Annotated in this window: 22 protein-coding genes and 1 tRNA gene; 8 read left to right on the top strand and 15 right to left on the bottom strand. The window is 37.5% G+C overall.

Annotated features, from left to right (window positions below):
• Positions 1 to 20: 20 nt before the first annotated feature.
• Positions 21 to 173: a hypothetical protein gene (locus tag V7D18_RS20060; RefSeq protein ID WP_170072621.1), complete on the top strand. Its 153-nt coding sequence runs from the start codon at positions 21 to 23 to the stop codon at positions 171 to 173.
• 110 nt (positions 174 to 283) lie between these two features.
• A tRNA-Lys gene (locus tag V7D18_RS20055) sits at positions 284 to 356 on the top strand.
• 245 nt (positions 357 to 601) lie between these two features.
• Here V7D18_RS20055 and V7D18_RS20050 read toward each other — a convergent pair.
• The 12 genes from V7D18_RS20050 to V7D18_RS19995 form a co-directional block, all read right to left on the bottom strand.
• Positions 602 to 3,565 (bottom strand): SIR2 family protein, encoded by a 2,964-nt coding sequence (locus V7D18_RS20050; protein WP_426156849.1) that lies wholly within the window; start codon positions 3,563 to 3,565, stop codon positions 602 to 604.
• A 148-nt stretch (positions 3,566 to 3,713) separates the two neighbouring features.
• Positions 3,714 to 4,679 carry a tyrosine-type recombinase/integrase gene (locus V7D18_RS20045; protein WP_426156847.1) on the bottom strand — a complete coding sequence of 322 codons (966 nt, stop codon included), beginning with the start codon at positions 4,677 to 4,679 and terminating at the stop codon, positions 3,714 to 3,716.
• Complete coding sequence (locus tag V7D18_RS20040; protein WP_426156845.1) at positions 4,672 to 6,288, bottom strand: hypothetical protein; 1,617 nt, start codon at positions 6,286 to 6,288, stop codon at positions 4,672 to 4,674. Before V7D18_RS20040 ends, V7D18_RS20045 begins: the two co-directional genes overlap by 8 nt.
• Positions 6,289 to 6,494: 206 nt before the next feature.
• Positions 6,495 to 7,127, bottom strand: a complete 633-nt coding sequence (locus tag V7D18_RS20035; RefSeq protein WP_426156843.1) for a zonular occludens toxin domain-containing protein — start codon at positions 7,125 to 7,127, stop codon at positions 6,495 to 6,497.
• A 78-nt stretch (positions 7,128 to 7,205) separates the two neighbouring features.
• A complete protein-coding gene (locus V7D18_RS20030; RefSeq protein WP_097007064.1) occupies positions 7,206 to 7,442 on the bottom strand; it encodes a hypothetical protein in 237 nt (78 codons plus the stop codon).
• 4 nt (positions 7,443 to 7,446) lie between these two features.
• Positions 7,447 to 8,967 carry a hypothetical protein gene (locus V7D18_RS20025; protein ID WP_426156841.1) on the bottom strand — a complete coding sequence of 507 codons (1,521 nt, stop codon included), beginning with the start codon at positions 8,965 to 8,967 and terminating at the stop codon, positions 7,447 to 7,449.
• A 144-nt stretch (positions 8,968 to 9,111) separates the two neighbouring features.
• Positions 9,112 to 9,372 carry a hypothetical protein gene (locus V7D18_RS20020; RefSeq protein WP_426156839.1) on the bottom strand — a complete coding sequence of 87 codons (261 nt, stop codon included), beginning with the start codon at positions 9,370 to 9,372 and terminating at the stop codon, positions 9,112 to 9,114.
• A gap of 13 nt (positions 9,373 to 9,385) precedes the next feature.
• Entirely contained in the window at positions 9,386 to 9,508 is a 123-nt protein-coding gene (locus tag V7D18_RS20015) for a hypothetical protein (protein WP_426156838.1), read from the bottom strand.
• Positions 9,501 to 9,692, bottom strand: coding sequence for a hypothetical protein (locus V7D18_RS20010; protein ID WP_426156836.1), 192 nt, complete (start codon positions 9,690 to 9,692; stop codon positions 9,501 to 9,503). Before V7D18_RS20010 ends, V7D18_RS20015 begins: the two co-directional genes overlap by 8 nt.
• Positions 9,692 to 10,060 carry a hypothetical protein gene (locus V7D18_RS20005; protein ID WP_426156834.1) on the bottom strand — a complete coding sequence of 123 codons (369 nt, stop codon included), beginning with the start codon at positions 10,058 to 10,060 and terminating at the stop codon, positions 9,692 to 9,694. The genes V7D18_RS20010 and V7D18_RS20005 overlap by 1 nt, the downstream gene beginning before the upstream one ends.
• 414 nt (positions 10,061 to 10,474) lie before the next feature.
• Positions 10,475 to 10,696: a hypothetical protein gene (locus V7D18_RS20000; RefSeq protein ID WP_097005491.1), complete on the bottom strand. Its 222-nt coding sequence runs from the start codon at positions 10,694 to 10,696 to the stop codon at positions 10,475 to 10,477.
• Between the two features lie 78 nt (positions 10,697 to 10,774).
• The gene (locus V7D18_RS19995; RefSeq protein ID WP_426156832.1) at positions 10,775 to 11,050 is read right to left on the bottom strand and encodes a hypothetical protein; all 276 of its coding nucleotides are present in this window, start codon (positions 11,048 to 11,050) and stop codon (positions 10,775 to 10,777) included.
• A gap of 580 nt (positions 11,051 to 11,630) precedes the next feature.
• Between V7D18_RS19995 and V7D18_RS19990 the strand changes: the two genes are divergently transcribed.
• Positions 11,631 to 11,990: a helix-turn-helix domain-containing protein gene (locus V7D18_RS19990; protein ID WP_277409702.1), complete on the top strand. Its 360-nt coding sequence runs from the start codon at positions 11,631 to 11,633 to the stop codon at positions 11,988 to 11,990.
• A 132-nt stretch (positions 11,991 to 12,122) separates the two neighbouring features.
• On the opposite strand, the gene V7D18_RS19985 is transcribed toward V7D18_RS19990, so the two are convergent.
• Positions 12,123 to 12,452: a hypothetical protein gene (locus V7D18_RS19985; protein WP_288829904.1), complete on the bottom strand. Its 330-nt coding sequence runs from the start codon at positions 12,450 to 12,452 to the stop codon at positions 12,123 to 12,125.
• A gap of 194 nt (positions 12,453 to 12,646) precedes the next feature.
• Between V7D18_RS19985 and V7D18_RS19980 the strand changes: the two genes are divergently transcribed.
• A complete protein-coding gene (locus V7D18_RS19980; RefSeq protein ID WP_426156829.1) occupies positions 12,647 to 12,859 on the top strand; it encodes a helix-turn-helix transcriptional regulator in 213 nt (70 codons plus the stop codon).
• 1,086 nt (positions 12,860 to 13,945) lie between these two features.
• Here the strand turns inward: V7D18_RS19980 and V7D18_RS19975 are convergent.
• Both V7D18_RS19975 and V7D18_RS19970 read right to left on the bottom strand, forming a co-directional pair.
• A complete protein-coding gene (locus V7D18_RS19975; RefSeq protein ID WP_426156828.1) occupies positions 13,946 to 14,575 on the bottom strand; it encodes a nitroreductase family protein in 630 nt (209 codons plus the stop codon).
• Positions 14,576 to 14,810: 235 nt separating this feature from the next.
• Positions 14,811 to 15,341 (bottom strand): tyrosine-type recombinase/integrase, encoded by a 531-nt coding sequence (locus V7D18_RS19970; protein ID WP_426156827.1) that lies wholly within the window; start codon positions 15,339 to 15,341, stop codon positions 14,811 to 14,813.
• 549 nt (positions 15,342 to 15,890) lie between these two features.
• On the opposite strand from V7D18_RS19970, the gene V7D18_RS19965 reads away from it, so the two are divergent.
• Genes V7D18_RS19965 through V7D18_RS19950 form a run of 4 tightly spaced genes read left to right on the top strand, consistent with a single transcriptional unit; the run spans position 15,891 to position 20,944 of the window.
• Positions 15,891 to 17,402 carry a S8 family peptidase gene (locus V7D18_RS19965; RefSeq protein WP_426156825.1) on the top strand — a complete coding sequence of 504 codons (1,512 nt, stop codon included), beginning with the start codon at positions 15,891 to 15,893 and terminating at the stop codon, positions 17,400 to 17,402.
• A gap of 6 nt (positions 17,403 to 17,408) precedes the next feature.
• The gene (locus V7D18_RS19960; protein ID WP_426156823.1) at positions 17,409 to 18,302 is read left to right on the top strand and encodes a substrate-binding domain-containing protein; all 894 of its coding nucleotides are present in this window, start codon (positions 17,409 to 17,411) and stop codon (positions 18,300 to 18,302) included.
• Positions 18,303 to 18,326: 24 nt separating this feature from the next.
• Entirely contained in the window at positions 18,327 to 20,027 is a 1,701-nt protein-coding gene (locus tag V7D18_RS19955; RefSeq protein ID WP_426156821.1) for a S8 family peptidase, read from the top strand.
• Between the two features lie 23 nt (positions 20,028 to 20,050).
• Positions 20,051 to 20,944 carry a substrate-binding domain-containing protein gene (locus V7D18_RS19950; RefSeq protein ID WP_426156819.1) on the top strand — a complete coding sequence of 298 codons (894 nt, stop codon included), beginning with the start codon at positions 20,051 to 20,053 and terminating at the stop codon, positions 20,942 to 20,944.
• Positions 20,945 to 21,005: the final 61 nt, after the last annotated feature.

The following is a 21,005-nucleotide window of genomic DNA, read 5'->3' as shown; positions in this document are numbered from 1 at the left end:
GTGAGGCAGGTGATGGTGCCGTGGGAATGAAAGATAAGGTAACAAATAAGCTTCTGCAGGCGACCAGCGATAAAACAGAGCTAAATAAAAAAATGCTTGCATGGAATAAATCTTTTGTGGAAGTGAACAAAACACTGGGTGGAAATATAAAAAAAAATACGAATAATAAATAAATTCGAAAAAGTTGTAAATATTTTGTAAAAAAGGTGTTGACTTTTGTTGGATACGGTTATATAATTACACACGTGCTCGAGACGAGAGCACACCGAAAAACGAAAGACAAGCGCCTTTAGCTCAGTTGGTAGAGCAGTAGACTCTTAATCTATTTGTCCAGGGTTCGAGTCCCTGAAGGCGCACTAAAAAAGTACTGGTTTTGCAGACGGAGAGCTGCGGGGTCGGTGCTTTTCCTTTGTGAAAAAATAATGGTCGGAATCTATTTGTCCTTTGGGAAGGACTTAGGGGTAAAAAAAGTACTGTCTTTGACGGGTGGGATCGTCGGGGACAGTACTTCTTTTTGTTTCTGGAAATATTGTTTACAGATTCACTTCATCATAAATATAATGTGAAATATAAAACAACAATACGGTCTACATAATAGGCTTTAGCAAAAATGATGTGTTAATATGTCTAATAATTTTAATTTATCTGTATCCGAAACATTTCCTTCATCCAAAACATGCACAATAGAAAATCTGATTTTTTCTTTAACTAGTTTGTTATTTGCAATAGCTTTCAGTGTGTGAGGATAAAGATTCAGAAGCCACGACACATCAAATTTTGCGAAATCAAATTTTTCATATTGGTAAAAGAAGTCAAAAATATCGCTAACACCTACAAAATCTTTAAAATCATCTTTACGAAGATCTTTTATCAAACACCAATATCCAACCTGTTTCAATTCCTCATAGGGATTCCTTTTGTTGTATGTAATAACACCTGTTTTTTCAGATGCTATAGAATTTCTCTGAATTAGTTCCTGTAAGAATCCTATAAGGGATTCAATAAGTTTTTTGTCAATTTTTGCGTTGCATTCAATTAACAATGTGAATATGTCAAAGCTGAAAGCATAAGTGAGCTTCTCCTTTGCCCAATTAGTAACTCTATATCGTGAATATTGTGAGATATGGCTCCAATAATGATTTACAATATGTGGAACCATCTCAGTGAGATCATTTTTAATAATATACGAAACTCGGATGGCAATCCTTCGTGAATAATATTGCTCTTTTTTAGGAGCAATGTAGTGGATCAATTCGCAATAGGTAATCCCACTAATTGTCGAGGGTACATCAAAATTTTTTGAGGACTCAATTGCCCTTATTTGAGAATCTATATAAAAAATCAGCTTGTCCTCAATTATTTTTGAAGTTACATCGCTATACATTTCTCTGCGTTGCAATTGATAATAGAGAAACAAAATTTTATCATTGATAAATATTTCGCGGAAATCGTATTTAAAAAGATACCGGCATAATGTATCAACCAATGGCTGCGAAATATTAACATATCGTAGCAAGGCTAAACTTGTCTTTATTTGCTTTTGCAAGTTTAAAATCTCTGTAAAATTTGCGTTCTTTTTTATTAACTGTTCATAATACTTCAGAATATTAGTTATTGCATTTTCAACCATATCCATATTTTTAAACGTGATTGTTTCCACATGATACTTACTAAATAGCCGTATTAATTCTTTGTCATTAAAACATTCAACAAAACAATAGAAATCTATCTCATCGAAAAATACCTCTTCTCGCATAAAGTCGGGGAATAGTTCATCATGCAGAATTTTTTTCCCTTGCACAGAATACTTATAGACAAGCAGGGACATCAAATTCTTAACAGTATTTTTAAATTCAACAAAAAGATCAACAACAATACCATTACCCAGCAAGAAATGTAAATAGTCATTAATTCTACACATTACTTTTACACTGCTTGTAATACCTAACTCCATTGAATTTGATTCTATTGCATTCTGAAGCTTTTGACCATCAACAAATGCCTCATAAGAATATTGGTATAATAGATTTGTTGAATGAATATCTTTAAAGCTGGCATATTGGTTCTGAAACTCAATTGGCAGTTTTTCAAACAAATGCTCGATTTCATCTGCCGTTGGAGCTGTCGCATTAATTTTTTCAATGTTATAACAGTTGTAATAATTATTTTCATTTCGTAGAATTGTACGAAGATTAATACAGTTGATCTCTGCAAGATAATACATTAGGTAATCTTTAGATTTAAATGCTTGATTAGCAATTTGAGCAAACAGATAGAATGCTTTGTCATATTGTTTTAAGCGTGCAAGATAAAACCCTTTTTTGTAATTATTACGAATCGTAGAATACTTTTTTGACGCAAAAGCAAACATATTTCCATAATTAAAACCTATACAATTTGGATCAGCAAATTGAACTTCTTTGTCGTCAAAGTAGTATCTATTATTTTCTGCATCAATTTGATTAATTCGTGCTTTTCTAAACACTCTTAAAATCACTTGATATTTATCTTGTATAGTTTTAGGGAGTGACTCATACTCTTCTACGGAAATCTTATTTATTTTAAAAAAGTATTGAATCAAAATACATTTGCTAGGGGAAGTCAAAATTGTCCCGTCAACATTTATTTTTATATAAGACTTTAATTTGGAATAAACATCTCTGACTCGTAAAGTGTTTAATCTATCGAGGGGTTCCAACAGTTCATATAGGATGCCAAAGGCCTCTTGTTCTGTTTTTCCATCGAGAGATAAATCCGATGATTTTTTTATTGCCATTAGAACAGACATATATCTAGTAAAATAATCAGTGGGCTGCTTAACAAATTTTTCACATTCAACTACGCATAATCCCTTTGATTTTTGATATAAGAGTTCTTCAGCAATTAATGGAGTTTCACCAGTATAAATAAAGATAGGCTTATTAAAATGATCTTTTAATAGCGTTTTTGCCCAATTGAGAATCAACTTTATGTTGTAATCATTTAAACCATATCCAATAAAAACAACTGTATTTGTTGAAAAAATGGACTTGAGCAGGGTCTCTGTTAATTTGAAGTTCTCACTATAATTTAGGTAGTCTTCTTCCTTAAATACAATATTTCTATGCTTTAAGTCACCATGAAGTTTCAATATATACCTGTCACCGTTAATGCTTGAGACTTCATCATCACATGCTACTACCTTAAAGCTTTGACAATATTGGATAGCAGCTTCCTCAATAAGGCTATCAAAGTTTGTCGTTATAAAAGAGCTTGGATTGAAATTCAATAATTCTTTGTGAACTTCGTTTGGCAGGAGGTTACTAGAGGTAAGAAGTTCTTCGATAAAGCTATAATACGTATCATCATCTTTATCAATAGAGTAGTAGTACATCTGTGGGATTTGCAAATTTTCATCTGATGTATACTCCTCTTTTATAGGACGTTTTAGCCTTTGGCAAATTTCCTGAATTAACTTTTTCCAGGAGGGAGCTCCGGATAGAGCTGAAACACCTGCGCCGACAAAAAAAGTTAAGGAATGGTTTCTTGAGGCGTCTACAATTCTTTGAAATTCTTGTTCGTACATATATTCCCCCCCAGCGCATCTGTTGATGCTATAATAATCCTATGTTAATTATATTATAAATGGTAAAATTTACAAGTAAAAAGTGTATCTCAATCAAGTTCCCGGCCAGAGAAGCTCCGGCCGATCGGAAACGTTGATTGAGATACCTTTATTTTATTTGACGGAAAAAAATAGCATCTAATTTATACACATCTGCATCCATCATGCGATACTGGTTCGCCATTTTTACATAATCCCTTGTAGTAGTGTAATCACTATGACCGAGCATATCACGAAGAAATTCCAGGTTTCCACCGCCGACCAGATAGGAGACAGCAAACGTATGTCTTAATAAATGCGGATGCAGCCTTTCAACTCCTGTCCATTTCCTTATCCTAAAAAAGAGCTGCTTCAATACATTATAGTTAATAGCTTCCGAGCCATTTGTTTTAAGAATCAGTGCGTCCATAGGCTTAAAATTACGATAATCTAAATAACTGCGTAAGTATATTCGTAAATTCCAAGCCAGGGGAACAATACGGGACTTATGATTCTTTGAATCTTCTATTAATATGTAATCTTTATCGAAGCAGATATCCTTTACCTTTAAACCAATGACTTCCTCACTTCTCAGACCCCCATCAAGCATAAGATGGATAATGCATAAATTTCTAAGCCCCATTTCAGTTGAGTTTAAGAATACCTGATCTAGTGCCTGAACCTCATGACTATATAAAGGAAGCTGTATCCGGGTATCATTGGTTGGAAGCCGGGGCCTTTTAAATGTAACTTCACAATCCAGATCATCACGAATATAGTTAAAGAACACCTTAACAGCCCTGGTATAAATTCTGATGGTAGAATTTTTCAGTTGTCCTTTCTTTTCGTCCCCGATTTTAAATGGATGATTTTCATATTTGGGCTTAAATCTAAGATGTTTTATATAGCTTTGTACAATATCAGGAGCCAGGCTATCCACCGGAATTTTGTCAATTGGTTTTTTAAACTCCGATTCCAAATAGTCAAAGAAAAAGCTTAAGTTCTGTTCATAATATTTACAAGTACTATTATCACAATAAGATTCTTTTAACCCCATAAACTTTTCAAATGCTTTTTTAACTGTTATCTTATTCATTCGTAAAATCTCCTTGAAATTCATTTTTGCTCATGCTATTATGACTATAGACTTCACCAGTCGTTTTATCTATGATCGTGAGTTCAGTCCTTGCAGTATATGTAAGGCTGCCCGGCAGTTCATCCGTGTTGAGCTGCTGGGCCTTTTTCGTTTTATACCGTAAAGCCTTTTCAACATCATTATCATTTAACGTACAAAGTGCATCTACAACATCCTGCATGATATCATCTTCATTCATACCCTTATTATAAAATCCTAACGTTACAATACTATTAATCGCCCGTCTTTTCACCAGGTCAGCATTCAGATGTCGGCTATATTCCCGTACCAGCTTAAGCTGCTTCGGGGGAATATGTACATCAACCAATTTACAACTGCGCAGAGACTTCCAGAAGCCGCACATTTCACGGCGGGATTTATTTACATCCCCTTCCGGTTCTACCAGACGGAATACATAGTTTGTCAGATAATCCATAATCAGTTTCCGGTTGTCCAAATAATCGTAAATTCTTTTAGCAGTCAGCTTTGATTTGTTATCACGAAGCGGAAGCAGTACATAGGATTTTGAATGACGGCGGCGTGTCTGATACTCCACATTCATGATCAGGTTTACCTTTGGTGTAAGAGTGTCAACAAATTTCTGTAGGGTATCTTCCTCCATGGTCTGCTCTCCGGTCAAGAGCCTGCGGCAGACTGATTTAGCACTTTCATCGGAACCATGTTCCAGGTAAAAGGAAGCACGGGCCATATTAAGGTACTGCCAACTCCTGCGCTTATAACATTCTTCATAGACATGCAGATCATAGCGGTTAATCAGGCCGTTGAACAGCCAGAAGTAAAAAAACCAGCCTTTATAACCCATTTCAACAACTTCTTTGCTTTTCATGTAGATTCTAACAAAGACTTTATCCGTCCGCTTTCCCAAAGCAACATAATCAATTTCATAATCCTGACTGCCTTTCTTCTCTGTATGGGTGACAGCATCATTAAAACGATCTACACGCATCTTGTAAAAGTTTTCAAGGGAAAAGAAGCGTTCTGGATTACTTAGGTAGTTGCTGTGCCAGCAATAATCAATTCGGTTTTCCTGGGCATAGGCGATCTGTAAGCCGAAGTGTTCGGCTAATGCCTGGACATATTCATAAGACCGTTCAAATGATTCATTGACCCCGTATATCCAAAGCATATAGCTTCTGATCTGTACCACCAATTCACAAGTGACGGATACCGCCGAATCGGAAGATTTAGGAACGACAGGAGCTAAGAAGATATCAAACCATTCAGGGTATTCCAGGCAGACATTATACATTTTTGCAAAACTGAACGGCCTAAGATTTAGGAAGAATCCGGACCCGAACTCAAGTCGCAGGAAGTCAACATTTACATTTTTGGAGAGCTTCCGGTTCACATCATCAAAGTATTTTCGAAACTCCATGACTTTGCTATCCAAAGAATCGGCGGTAAAGTCATTTACAAATTTCACGGAATAATAAAACGTATCAATGTTATGTAGGAATTTATGACGCTTAAAATCAAACCAATAATCTAAATCATTTTTATCTATTTCACTAAAAATTTTACATGAATTAAATTGCCTTTTATCAATCATTAGACACCTCACTTTAATGCATTAAAGTTTTTGCCCAAACCCTATAGTTGGGCAAATTTTAAAATCATGCTCTAGCCCTTGTATTTCCTAGAAAAAATACAAATATTCCATGTATTTCCAGACCACGTTTTACAGACACGTGGTAAGGGAGTTTTGGGTGTTGGCGAGGGCGCCCGGCGCGTTCAGGGGCCCCGGCTGCGCCACCCCTATCCGCCCTGGGTGCCCTCGTCAAATAACTTGTATGAATCGTACATATGATAGTACTTCTTGCGTCCATAAAAAAATGAAACGCCGCATTTTTCCTTGACCCCATACCAATATTCAACAGAAACAAAAAGGGGATGACCAAGAGAAAGGAGTCCCAGGAAAAATCCCACCGTACCAAAGTTGTTAATCTTACGGTGACGGTATTCGTATTCGATCAGGCTGCGGATTTGACGGTCAATCAGGCGGTCAAACTGGCTGATCAGTATAATATGGTATCCATATTTCCGGTGCTGGGTGAAAAAGTTGGCCCATTGCTGGCGGCTCCGGTCATTCCAGGAACGGCAGTTGAAAATAAGCTGGCATTCATCTATGACAAGCCAGGTCTGACCTTCAATGATCTTACCCCTTTTATCCCGGCGATGGCACAAACGGGAAAAGTCCAGTAGCCAGTCAACCTTTAAATCAAAATTATCCTTGTAAAAGAAATAGCCTTTTTTCTTCGCTTTTATCAGATCGTAATTGATATCAAAATTCGCTATCACATTCTTTCCGTGATTCAGCTGAAAGTAAATGTCCTTTGCAACATGATAGGACTTTCCAGAGCCGGGAGTACCAGAATAAAAATAAATCATAAACAAACCCTCCTTGTATCTCATTTTTGTTCCTGGCCGAGCCCGATCGGAGTCAGCCGGTTATTAATTTGAGATACATCATTCGATCATTTTTACCCAACGAAGAGCCAGCTGCACCAGGTAAAACAGACCAACCGCCGTAACCCAGAGCTGCGTAACTGCGATAATCTGCGCCACAGGGACAAAATAGTTTAAGTACCCTAAAAAGGGGATCTTATCAATCTGACTTAAAAATGATTGGAATGGACTGTTGGGAAGAAATACAACACAGGCATTGGCGAGCTTTATTAAGATGTACCGGATTTGTTCTAACATAAAATCACCCCTTTACTAGATTTCTGGTAATGACGATCAGACAGACACAATAACCAATCAGCGTTGTTATTCGAATCAGCATGACCATAGGTTTCCAATCATCCGTAGATAAGTCAATTACAATGGTTTCATGGATATTCAGGCTTTCTATTGTAAATGGCAGCTCCCACCGGGGATCGGTAGAAGTGCTCTCAAAGATACTGATACAGGCAAACAAATCAAAGGGAATACAAAAGGGAAACTTTTTGGTTATATCTGACTGTATCTGCCAGTTATTCGCCTTTGCATCCTCTTCCCCGGCAAGGGATTTCGCAATGGATTCAGTAATGGAAACAGGAAGGGCCTTAATACCAGCCAGAACATCCGAAATAGAACCCGGGATATCAATGATCCGGTCTTTAATATCCGTTAACCCTCTGGATATTGCTTTGACTACATCCGTTATTACGCCTAGCGGTTTCGTGATATCCGGTATCCAAGGGTAAGTATCTGTATTTTCTCCCTCATCTGCCTTTTCGCCGTATGTAACATTGATGGTTGGTGCCAGAACCTGCGCCCGGTCAGCAGCGGTTATTGATGATTGCACATCAGATACAAGCTGTTCTGCAACATAAGAATCTTTTGGAATTGTGACCTCAACATCGGAAGTAACATCACGCTGCTGCGTATCAACATCGGAATTGACATCCACCCAGGTATAAGCACCAGTATATTCATTGATGGTATCCCCCAGGGTTCCATAGGAAAGATAAGTCTTTAATTCATCAAGAGAGCCGTAAACAGGAAACGGAATATTTGACATCGTTTCAGCGGTGTAATCAGTTCCAGAAATCAGCATATAGGAGAAGTTCGTTTTTTCGTAAGGATAGTAAGTATTGGTACCGGAATTGTTTGAATAGGTGACTCTGGAAACGGGAGAAACCAATTTGCCATTGTCATTCATATAATAGATTTCAAGAGTTTTGGAGCCAGACAACACACCCCCGACACGTTTCTCCTTTTGCAGCAAAAAGATATCGGAATGGCGGACAAGAGTATCACTTGAATGGTCATAGGAAAAATAGAAATCATCTGCCGATAAAGCAGGATTAAACTTTGAAAGGTCAACTCCCATATTGTAGGAGTAGGAGCTCTCAAATGAATTGTCAAGTCCGATTTGAAGTTTACTGATCCCGGTATTGGTTCCGTAACCACTTTTGCTTTTAAAATAATCCTTAACCATATCAATGGTTTCCTGGCCCAACTTAACAACAGACCCGTAAGAGAATTCAGCCATAGCTTTATAAGCAGTAAGGTATTTGGTATCTACTTTGACAAAGTCACCAATATCAGAAATAACGGAACCTAGATTTTTCGTGGAAACATCAACACCAACAGCGGACATTAAGATCGTCCATACATAATCAACAGCAGTTAAAACACCTGAGCCATAGACATACCTGGCACCAAGATAATCACTGACAGGAGTAAAGATCAGCATAAAAACAGCAAGGCACAAACAGAATCCCCTTTTTATCATAGACATAAAAGCTCCTTTCTAAGTATCTCAAATTTTCCTTCAGGAGATCCGGAGCAGCTGCGATCGGAAAAGGAAGTGAGATACAATAAAAATTTGTACAAAAAAGGAAGGGCAGGGCGTGCCCTTCCTGATCTGGCGTGACATAGGTCTTTATTTTGCAATCTGACGGAAAAATTTAATTCCAAACCTGGTCGCCATTACCGCACCCACAACAACTAAAGCAATGGGGAGTGCAACTGCAATTGTAGCTAGCATGTCATTTTTCACACCAGTAAATGCAGTTGTCATGATTCCTGTGATATCAACATCGCCTTCCGCAGCATAAGCTGGAACGGCAGTAACCATTGATACCGCAACTGGGAGAGCAACAAGTCCAATCCTGTGCGCATTTTCCTTAATTTTGTTAGTCATAAAATAACCTCCTTTAAGATTTTATCATTAACCCCAGTAGGGAGCTAATTACATAGAAAATCAGTTCAATAATCAGTTTTAATATGATTCCGATACAAATACCACCGGAACATACCGCTATGTATGTTTCAATCATGCCAGGGCCTCCTGCTTATCAGACAAACACCAATCAGAACACCTAAGAACAATAAAAGAACAATTGCAAAATCTTGGTCAGGATAAGCGGCGGAAGAGGTTTCTTCCCCATCTTCAAGGGTATATGCTTCCGCTTGATCAACCTCCAAATCAAAATCGGCTTCCGACAATGTAGAAAGAATCATCAGCTCACCTTCTTATCAGGCTTTTGATCAGGTTCCTGCTTTGCATTGAACTGGCTGTCAGGAACCGGAGTAATCTGTACATCGGAAATATAGTCAAGGTCAATAATCTTAAGGACTGGCTTTCCATCACTTCCAATGGACATATTAAATTCTGCGTCATAGAGGGCAGGAGCTCTCTTGATTTTTCCCATTACCTGGAATTCACAGGAGGACTTCGCCGGGCGGGTTCCCTTGGTGCCGTTTACATTGTCTTCGGCGACTAAATCCGTGTTAAAGTAATAATTAACAGATGTACCCTGAACACGTTTTCCTGAATCGTCGGTCATATCATACTGACCAGCATAAAGTAAAATAATCTGCATTTTCATAAAAATATACCTTCCTTTCATCTAAGACAGCTCTAAAAAGCTATCTGCAATTAATATGACATATTTGATATACTGCAAAGTTCAAAATCCGGGAGAGTAACCGGGCCAAGGCCTGATTGATATTTAGGTATTGGCCGAGCAATTTGGGCCCCCCGGCGATGCCCCCAAATTGCCAAACTGCCGTACCGGATACCCAATACAGAGCCAGGCGGGGCGGTAATCAAGGAAAAAAGGGGAGATTGTGTCAACCTGGTGTAAGGTGAAGTGTTGGCTTGCGTAAGCTGTTGTAAGCTCCCAGCGCAATGGCTGCGCTTGCGCCGGGAGCCTGGCCTGGCGGCTAGGGGGAGGTGTGTCGCCCGGTCATTAGTTTGGGCCAGGTTTAAACCAAAACCCGGCCCGGGTTTCATTTTAATTCTAAATTGTATTGTTTAAGACCCTTAGAATACTTTCCTTTGCCCGTATGATACCATCCGTTCCATAAAAAGTATGGAAATGAATATCATCGACAATATTATCAATTACAAGATTATGGAGTACATAATGCTTAATAAATCCCTTTAATATCATTTCATCATTTAAATTTCCATGGGCTAAATCAAATAACCAAAGCTTCATTTCCTCCGAGTACCGTTCCATTGATGAATCCCCCCTTTTCTGTGTATCTCACTTACCGCAGCTGCAGCCTGGTTAATAAAGCGGTTTTGAGATACAGATTTAAATGATATGGTGACTTCGGATATACGTTATGTCAAAGGATAACGATTTTAATTCAGATGCTAATTCATCTAACCGTTTCGCAGTATCCTTAAGATACTTTTCCCGTTGGGAAATCTGCTTGTTAAGCCGATCAAGCGTTTCATTTCTTTCTGGTTCGGTATCTCTGGCATCCCGGATAATATTAACAAACTTCTGGTTGAAGCCTTCCCCGGAATAATTGTTAATGTAATCATAAATTTCTTCCGGAACCCTTACACTTTTTGGAACACTCATGCGGACACCTCCCGAAGCATTCCATGATCCATCAAGTACTGAATGCTGAAATGTTTAATCAGGTAATCCGTGCCTTCTGATTCGTTTCGGAAACAGATGATCGTGTCACCCAAGACGGGTGTAACAGTAACATGGATATAGTCGCCAGTAATTGGATGCTGATATGACATCCAGTAGCGGAAACTATGGTGACTAAAGTCACATTTGTGTAACTGCGGAAGATTGGTGTTGACTGCACTCATAAGTGCGTACATCTTTGATTTGTTTAGATTGAGCTTATAACTCATTTGACCTCCTATCCGCGGCTGGTATAAGAGCCTACCGCAAACACATCATTAATAAGTTACTATGTTTACAGGAGCGGCCAAAAATGTTAGAATAAGACAGCGACGTTTTATTTTAAATTTTTGGTGCTCCTGCATTGGAGCTCCATATTAGACATCTGTGAAGATGATAATATGGCCATATCGGTGAGAGGTGAAAAGGTATCACGTCTTACATTTTTCATTATAGTAGATTATTATCTACTTGTCAATTGCAAAAGTAGCATTATGCCTAATTTTATCTGAAAGGATATACTATGGGAATAGTAGATAGAATACAAATTAAACTTAAACAAGATGGTTCAAGCATTAAGGCTTTAGAAAGAGAATTGGGCATAGGAAATGGAACAATTAGGAGATGGGATGAAAGATCTCCCCAGTGTGATAAAATTGTAAAAGTAGCCGAATATCTACATGTATCGTTAGATTGGCTGATTCTAGGGAAAGAAGTATCAGATGGATTCACAGTAGAAGAGCATAATATAATTCAAGCATACCGTAAAGCAGACTTTATTGACCAAGAATCAATTAAACGAACATTGAAGGTGAAACAATCAGAAACATCACTAGATTTGGGTAAAAATCAGGGGAAATCATCAGATTCAATGATTGGATAAAACATAAATGAATAAATTGTATCTCAACTCAATTCCTGATCGGAGCAGCTCCGGGCAACCAGGGAGGAAAATTGAGATACAGAAGAAGGGGAGCTCCTAAAAAACAGAGCCCCCCTCTCTTTTAATAAATTGTCAATAACCATAAACATCACTAGCAAATATAAAACCAGCACGAAAACCCATTTCATAGCTTAATTCTTGACTTTCTTCGCTGTTCATAATTACATCTACAAACATCTCTTCCGTTTTAATTTTACTTTCTTTTTTATCTTCTAAAACGGCTTCATTAGCATACAATATTTTTTTTCTAATAGATTCGAAACATTGATAAAGATTTTCTGAATTTTTTTTACTTCTTTCTTCTGGCGTTCCTTCTTCAAAATCTTTATTAGACATGCCATTCAAAAAAAAGCTACAAACTTGTTGAAGATTAAGTCGACTTTGATAATTTTCATCGTACATTTTTATTACCTCCTATAAATTAAATTATGTTTTTGAAATAAACTTAAATATTGTAAAAACAAACATATATATTTAAATATTACACATAAAAGGAGAAAAGTCAACACATAATGTTAAAATTAATGTTTAAATTTGCAATCATTTTGTTGTATTTATAAAAATTTGTATTTATAATTGTGATGGAGGTGATAAAAATGAGAATGTCAACTAAAATAAAAATGATTCTTGCTGCAAGAGATATGACGATTGGGGATCTGGCCGAAAAATTAGGAACAACACCACAAAATATAACAGCTAAAATAAATAGAGATAATTTATCAGAAAACGACTTACATCAAATTGCAGAAGCTTGTAATGCAACTTATGAGGGATTTTTTACTTTGAATGATAGTAATAAACAGATTTGATCGTAATAAAAGTCAGGGGAATTCATCAGAATCAAAGATTGGATAAAACATAAATAAAGAAATTGTATCTCAACTTAATTCCTGATCGGAGCAGCTCCGGGCAACCAGGCAAGGAAATTGAGATACAAAAGAAGGGAGCTTCCTAAAACGGAGTTCCCTTTTATGGAAAAATTTGTAGACGAAACATGAAAAAAGAAATATAATGTAAATGCTGTCGCTACTCTAAACCCGACAGGGGAAGGAGGTGCGAAATGGAAAGCATTTTAAACTTTTTTGTTTCGGTTATGGCAAAAGTAGCAGGATACTACATATGCAAATGGTTAGACCGAAACCGCAAAGACAGCTAGCCTAAAAAGAAACCCCAGAGACGGCCATCTCTGGGGTTTCGCTTTGTGCAAAATGGAACATTTTAAACTTTTTTGGATACCTTTATAATACACTAATATAGTGTATATGTCAACTGCTGGACAAAATATGCATCTCAAAATCTCTGCAGCTGCCAGGATCCAAAGTGTAAATTGAGATACAGTGAAAATAAGAAAGCCCAAGGTATTACCCTGGACTTCCCTAGCTGTTTTTCCCCATTCCTGTACAACAGAAAGGATATTAACATACTATACTTAAATAAATCACATGTCAATTGTATTGCACCTCAATTTCCACTCTGATCGCTGGCTGCAGCTCTCAAAACGAGATACAAAAGCCCTAAATTCCTCTTAATCTATTTGTCCAGGGTTCGAGTCCCTGAAGGCGCACTAAAAAAGTACTGGTTTTGCAGACGGAGAGCTGCGGGGTCGGTGCTTTTCCTTTGTGAAAAAATAATGGTCGGAATCTATTTGTCCTTTGGGAAGGACTTGGGGGTAAAAAAAGTACTGTCTTTGACGGCTGAGAGCGTCGGGGACAGTATTTCTTTTTTGTACTGGAAATTATAAAGTGTTAAATTTCAGCTTTATTGATTAAATTGCTGAATTAAAAAAACTACCAGCTTAATACTGATAGTTAGTAGTTTTTTTCATGTTCACTTTTAATAATCATACTTTTACCCATAATCGGCAAGTACCAAATGGAATTTATTACATCCATGACCTACCAGGCATTCTTATGTATTCTCTCGGTTACAGAGTATTCTTTTTGTTTTACGCATGAAGCATTTGCACTCTCTTTTCCCACAGCTATAAAACACGGCATAAGGTAATCCTCTGGAAAATTTAAGACTTTTCTTGCCCAGTCTCCTTCATCTCCTAAAGGAATGCGTAAAGCAGATGCATATCCCTCAGCAGTAATTGCCAGAAACATATTTTCAATACAACACCAAATAGACGCATAACCATTTAGGTGAGAAAGATTTTTAGGATGCAATATATCCGTCTTTTGTTTAAGCAATGGAACAATCAAACAAGCTGCCTCTGCTAACATTTGATACTGTTTTGGAATTGCATCTTTATAGGCATTTTGTTGGCAAGTATCATTTAAGTTCCAGTCTCGCAATATGGAATTGACTTCGTCATCAGATATTTGCTCTGGTATTTTATTAATTAATTTAACTACAGTATTCTTATCCTTAATAACAATGAAATGCCAATCTCTCATGTGGTCATTTGTAGGCGCTTTCATTCCCGCTGAAATAATTCTTTCTATGACCTCATCATCTATGGAGGCGTTTTCAAAATCTCTAATTGTCTGTCTTGATTTGATTACATCATAAAAGTCTCTCATAATGCCACCTCTCTAAATTATTGGTTTGAATTTGTATCAAGTATCGCCGTATCTTTACCTTTAGGTACAGAATACCACCAAACTTATTAACTATCAATATTAAGTTTCCAATGTCCGTTAATACGTTAAATTCTAATTTAATATACTAAAATTAACATCTCCTTAGAAAAAGTATCTCAACCAAGTTCCCGGCCAGAGAAGCTCCGGCCGATCGGGAAGGTTGATTGGGATACTTTTACTTTATCTGACGGAAGAAAATGTCATCCAGCTTATACACATCTGCATCCATCTTGCGGTATTGGTTTGCCATTTTTACATAATCCCTGGTAGTAGTGTAATCACTATGACCGAGCATATCACGAAGAAATTCCAGGTTACCGCCGCCGACCAGATAGGAGACAGCAAACGTATGTCTTAATAAATGCGGATGCAGCCTTTCAACACCTGTCCATTTCCTTATCCTGAAAAAAAGCTGTTTTAATACATTATAGTTGATAGCTTCCGAGCCTTTTGTTTTAAGAATCAGTGCATCCATAGGTTTAAAATCACGATAATCCAAATAACTGCGTAAATATATTCGTAAATTCCAAGCCAGGGGAACAATACGGGACTTGTGATTCTTTGAATCTTCTATTAATATGTAATCTTTGTCGAAGCAAATATCTTTTACCTTTAAACCAATGACTTCCTCGCTTCTTAGACCTCCATCAAGCATAAGATGAATAATACATAAATTTCTAACGGGGCCTTTTAAATGTAACTTCACGTCCAAATCATCACGAATATAGTTGAAAAATACCTTAACAGCTCTGGTATAGATTCTAATTGTGGAATTTTTCAGATTTCCTATGTTCCTGGACAGAGAAGCTAGCCTGGGGGACAATACGGGACTTGTGATTCTTTGAAATGAGATAACATCAAAACAGCCTCTGAACAGGGTTTTAGAATATCAAAGCCTGGGTGAAGAATACCGTGGAACTAAAAGCTGGGGATAGAGTATTAAACGCATTATATTTACAGGATAAAATAAGAAAGGAATCCAGGTCAGCAGTTCACGGGTTCCATTTATCGCATTAATTTGACATATATTTTATATAATATTAATACAATAGATTTGAGCATTAATATCTTTGAAGGGAGTTGGCTGGTTATTAATAATGAATATGCTGATTTAATAATAGAATATAGTGGAGACTATACTGTTTTTAACAGATTTCCAACTGCGAAATATACTATTATTAATTATCAATACGCAGTAGTACATGTCCCGTTAGAAGTATTAACGTTTGATCTGATTAAAGAATGGGGTTATTCTGTGCTTCCTAAAGCATTTGGACTTACTAGCGCTTTAAGTTTAGAAGCAGCCGGAATTACAAAGCTGAGAAGAATACCCAATTTTAACCTCAGGGGAAGAGGTGTTTTGATCGGATTTGTGGATACAGGTATTGATTATTTAAATCCCGTTTTTCAATATGCGAATAACACTACCAGAATCGTTTCTATATGGGACCAGACAATTACCTCAGAAAATACTTCTGAGAGTGTTATATATGGAACAGAATACACCCGGGAAGAGATTAATCTGGCAATTGCAAGCGAGAATCCAATGGATATCGTTCCGAGCAGGGATGAAAACGGTCATGGGACCATGATTGCCGGAATAGCCGCGGGAAATGAGGTACCGGAAAGTAATTTTTATGGAATAGCTACAGACTCAGAAATTGTTTTTGTTAAGTTAAGGCAGGCAAAACAGTTGATGAGAGACTTTTATTTAATACCGGATGGTGCAGTATGTTATTCTGAAGTTGATATTTTGTTTGGAATTTATTATCTGCTGGAAGTATCTAATACCTTAAGAAGGCCTCTGGTCATTTGCTTTGCCTTGGGTTCTTCGCAAGGTGGACATAGTGGAAGGGGACCATTAAGCAATACCTTATCAACCATTGGAAGGAGTCCTGGGGTTGCTGTTGTAGTAGCCGCGGGAAATGAAGGAAATGAAAGAAGGCATTATTATGGAATTGCTGACAGAATAACTGGTTATGATACCGTAGAGCTTAGAGTAGGAGAAGGGGAAAACGGTTTTACTATGGAATTCTGGGGTGAGTATCCGAATATCTATTCCCTTGATATAACTTCTCCAACAGGTGAATACATTCCCAGAATAGTGGCGCGTATTAATGAGAGCTATACTATACCATTTTTGTTTGAACGTACAACAATAAATATTTTATTTGAATTAGTTGAAACTCAGTTTGGTGCTCAGGTTATTCTGCTGCGGTTTACTTTTCCATCGCCTGGTATCTGGCGCTTTAACATATATGAAAGAGGAGATATTAACCTTGGTTTTCATATGTGGCTGCCTATGGAAAATTTTATATCCAATGAAACATTTTTTCTTGTATCTGATACATATACAACAATTCTGGAGCCGGGAAATGCTTCAGTACCTATAACTGTTACTGCGTATAATTATTTAGATAACAGCCTGTATCTGAATGCAAGCAGAGGATACACAAGAACAGGGCAATTGAAACCCAATATAGCCGCTCCCGGAATGAATGTGGTTGGACCTGTACCGCGAATTGGTTTTATGGAGTTCACCGGAACAGGTGTAGCAGCTGCATTTACGTCTGGCGTGGTTGCTATGATAATGGAATGGGGATATGTAAGAAATAATTTTCCCAATTTAAATACAGTTAGTATAAAAGTACTGATGCAAAGAGGAGCCAGAAGAGGTCAGGATATCTTATATCCAAACAGAGAGTGGGGGTATGGAATATTGGATGTATACCAGATGTTCCAAGCATTAAGATTAGAAGTGAGGTAATTGAATTTGAATACAAATAATCTATTATTGAATCAGGATCCATTTCTGCAAAGGCAAAGAGTCTTTCTGGTAACTTTGGATAAACTTGAGGAATTTTCTTATAGAATTAATGAAGGGGCATCGGACATGGCCCGACTGACTGGAATTACCTATATCTGGGATGCACCTGTAGAAAGAGTGGTTGAACAACAAATAAGTGTCATTAATAATGCAGTGGCCAATGGTGCCGATCTGATCATGATTCAGGCATTGGATCCGATAAGGGTTTCAGGTGCTGTGGAAGCAGCAAAAGCAAGAGGTGTAAGAATCATATATGTTGACTCACCTGCAGTTGAGAGTGCCATAGTTACACTGGCAACTGATAATTATAATGCCGGGCAGACTGCGGGACAGCTAATGATAAATGAACTTGAATTAGCAGGTATAATTACAGGGGATATAGGTATCGTAGAAGGAATACCGGAGATGGTTACAAGGTTGAACAGACAGATTGGTTTTCGTGATGTGATTAAGCGTGATGGCAGATATCAGTTACTTGATACACGTTATGCACAAGGAAATCCCGTTGCACTTCAAAATGAAATAGAAGCTGTAATTAATGAAAACCCCAGTTTGGTAGGTTTATTTACAACATATGAAGTATCTACCACCGCTTTGGGATATGCTTTAATGGGAATTACAAAGCCGATCATTGGAATTGGGTTTGATCTTACTGATATAATAAGAGATATGTTGAACAATGAAGTTTTAAGAGCCACTTTAGTCCAAAACCCATATACTATGGGGTATCTTGGCATGGCACAAGCTATAGCAGCATTAACAGGAAAAGATACAGGACCAAACTTCATTAATACAGGGGTTTCCATAGTAACAAGGTATATGAGGAGAATTGTAATATAAGGGTGATGTCTAAGGAGACAGACTATGACTGTAGAAGAACAATATGGAATAAGAAGCGAAGAATATGCTGACTTTATCATAGAATATGGTTATAACCCTCAAATACTGGAAGCTTTTGGAGATGCTGTCGTTCATATAATTAATGACGCCTTTGCTGTAATTCATATACCATTGGCATCAATTACAGAGGATTTATTAATTCAATTTAGCTATGCAATTATACCAAATATATGCGGCCTGACCAGTGATGTCAGTATTCGGGCATCTGGTGTGGATAACCTGAGACGTTTGCCGGCCTTTAATATGTTTGGAAGCGGAGTTTTAATAGGTATTGTAGATACAGGTATTGATTATCTGAATCCTGTATTTCGGAATGCTAACGGGACAACTAAGATAATATCCATATGGGACCAGACAATACCTAGCGCAACAGCGTATCCTTTTCAAACATATTATGGCACTGAGTATCTGGAAGAACAAATTAATCTGGCATTAATATCAGATAATCCACTTGATATTGTACCTAGCATGGATGAAAACGGACATGGTACCATGATGGCGGGAGTTGCAGCCGGGACAGCAAATAATGAGGCTCAGTTTCAGGGAGCTGCTCCGGAATCCAGACTCGTTATAGTAAAGCTTACTCAGGCTAAGCAGTATCTCCGGGATTTTTATTTTATACCAAGAGATGCAGTGGCTTATCAGGAAAACGATATTATGTGGGGGGTCCAATACTGCATATTGACGGCAAGAAGAGTTGGAATGCCTATAGCAATATGCCTGGGACTGGGAACCTCGCAATCATCCCATGCCGGAGATTCCAACTTAAGCAATTTTCTTTCTTTTGTAGGAAACTATACAAATGTAGGCATTGTGGTATCTGCAGGAAATGAAGGAAATTTTGGCAGACATTTTTTTAGGATCATTGACCCGGATCAGATTAGTTTTCCCGTGGAATTATATGTGGCCGATGGTGATCGTAATTTTAGTATGGAATTATGGGGGGAAGCACCGGCAAGATATTCCGTGGATATATTATCACCTGGAGGAGAATATATCCCCATTATTACTGCGGGTTTAAACATAAATCGGAGAATTTCATTTATTTTTGAAGAAACTGTTATTTATATAAACTTCCAATTAGTCGAAACGTTAACCGGAAACCAATTAATCTTATTTCGATTTTCAAATATATCTACCGGGGTTTGGAGATTCAATGTCTATTCACAGACCAATCTGTCTGCCGGTTTTCATATCTGGCTTCCTATGGGGGATTTTATATCTGAAAGAACATATTTTATCCAGAGCGATACATATACTACAGTTCTGGATCCGGGAAATTCCTTTGTACCCATCACTGTAACTGCTTATAACCCTTTTACTCAAAATATTTATGAAAATGCCAGCAGAGGTTATACCAGTGTCAATGTGGTAAAACCTGAACTTGCAGCTCCTGGTGTAAATTATGTTGCACCGGCTTTGAATAATGAATTCATAAGATATACCGGAACCGGTGTATCGGCAGCACACACTTGCGGATTAGTTGCTCTGTTTCTTGAGTGGGCAGTTATAAGAGGAAACGAGGAATTTGTTAATACCATGATTATTAAAAGCTATTTTATCAGAGGAGCCAGTAGAGATGTAACACAAGTGTATCCTAATAGAATCTTTGGATATGGGCTCATTGATATATTTAATGTGTTTAATATATTAAGAACATTATGATATTTAAAGTGAGGTATTTCAAATTGAATAAGGAAACAATAATATTAAGTACAGAAACATTTTTGCAGAGTCAAAAAATCTATTTAATTACGTTGGATAAGATAGAGGAGTTTTCTTATAGAATAAATGAAGGTGTAGGGGATATGGCCAGGCTGGCAGGTATTAACTACATATGGAATGCCCCTGAGGAAAGAGTAGTTGAAGAGCAAATAAATGTCATTAATAATGCAGTATTAAATGGTGCTGATCTGATTATGCTTGCAGCATTGGATCCCATAAGGGTATCAAGTGCCGTACGGGAAGCAAAAGCAAGTGGTGTTGGAATCATATATGTTGACGCGCCTGCTGATGAGGAAGCCATAGTTACACTTTCTACAGACAATTATAGTGCAGGAAGGTTGGCGGGGCAGCTAATGATAAATGAGCTTCAAGAAGAAGGGATTTTTGAAGGTTCAATAGGTGTTGTGGGGGTATCTCCAGAGATTGTTACAACAATGAACAGGCAGTATGGTTTTTATGACATAATCGTTCAGGACGGCAGATACCGGCTTCTTGAGACACAATATGCACAAGGGAATCCTATTATTGCACAAAGTATGGTAGAAACGTATATTAATGAAAATCCTGATTTAGTAGGAGTATTTGGAACAAACGAAGGAGCAACTATAGGTATGGGATATGCTTTAATGGCAAGTAATAGGCCAATCGTTGGGATTGGATTTGATGTTACAGATATCATCAGAGACATGTTAGATGCTAATGTTATAAAGGCTGTTTTAATGCAGAATCCATATACCATGGGTTATCTTGGCATGGCGTTAGCTATAGCCGCCTTAACTGGAAGAGAAACAGGACCAAGTTTTATCAATACCGGAGTTTCCGTAGTAACAAGGTATATGAGAAGAATAGTAGTATAAAAGGTACGGTTATCCAGTTAAGTTTTCATCGCAAATGTAACTTACCATTCTACCATAAAAA

It is taken from the genome of Lacrimispora sp. 38-1, from assembly GCF_049890855.1.
Lineage (GTDB): Bacteria > Bacillota > Clostridia > Lachnospirales > Lachnospiraceae > Lacrimispora.
This window is presented reverse-complemented; position numbering and strand designations above follow the sequence as displayed.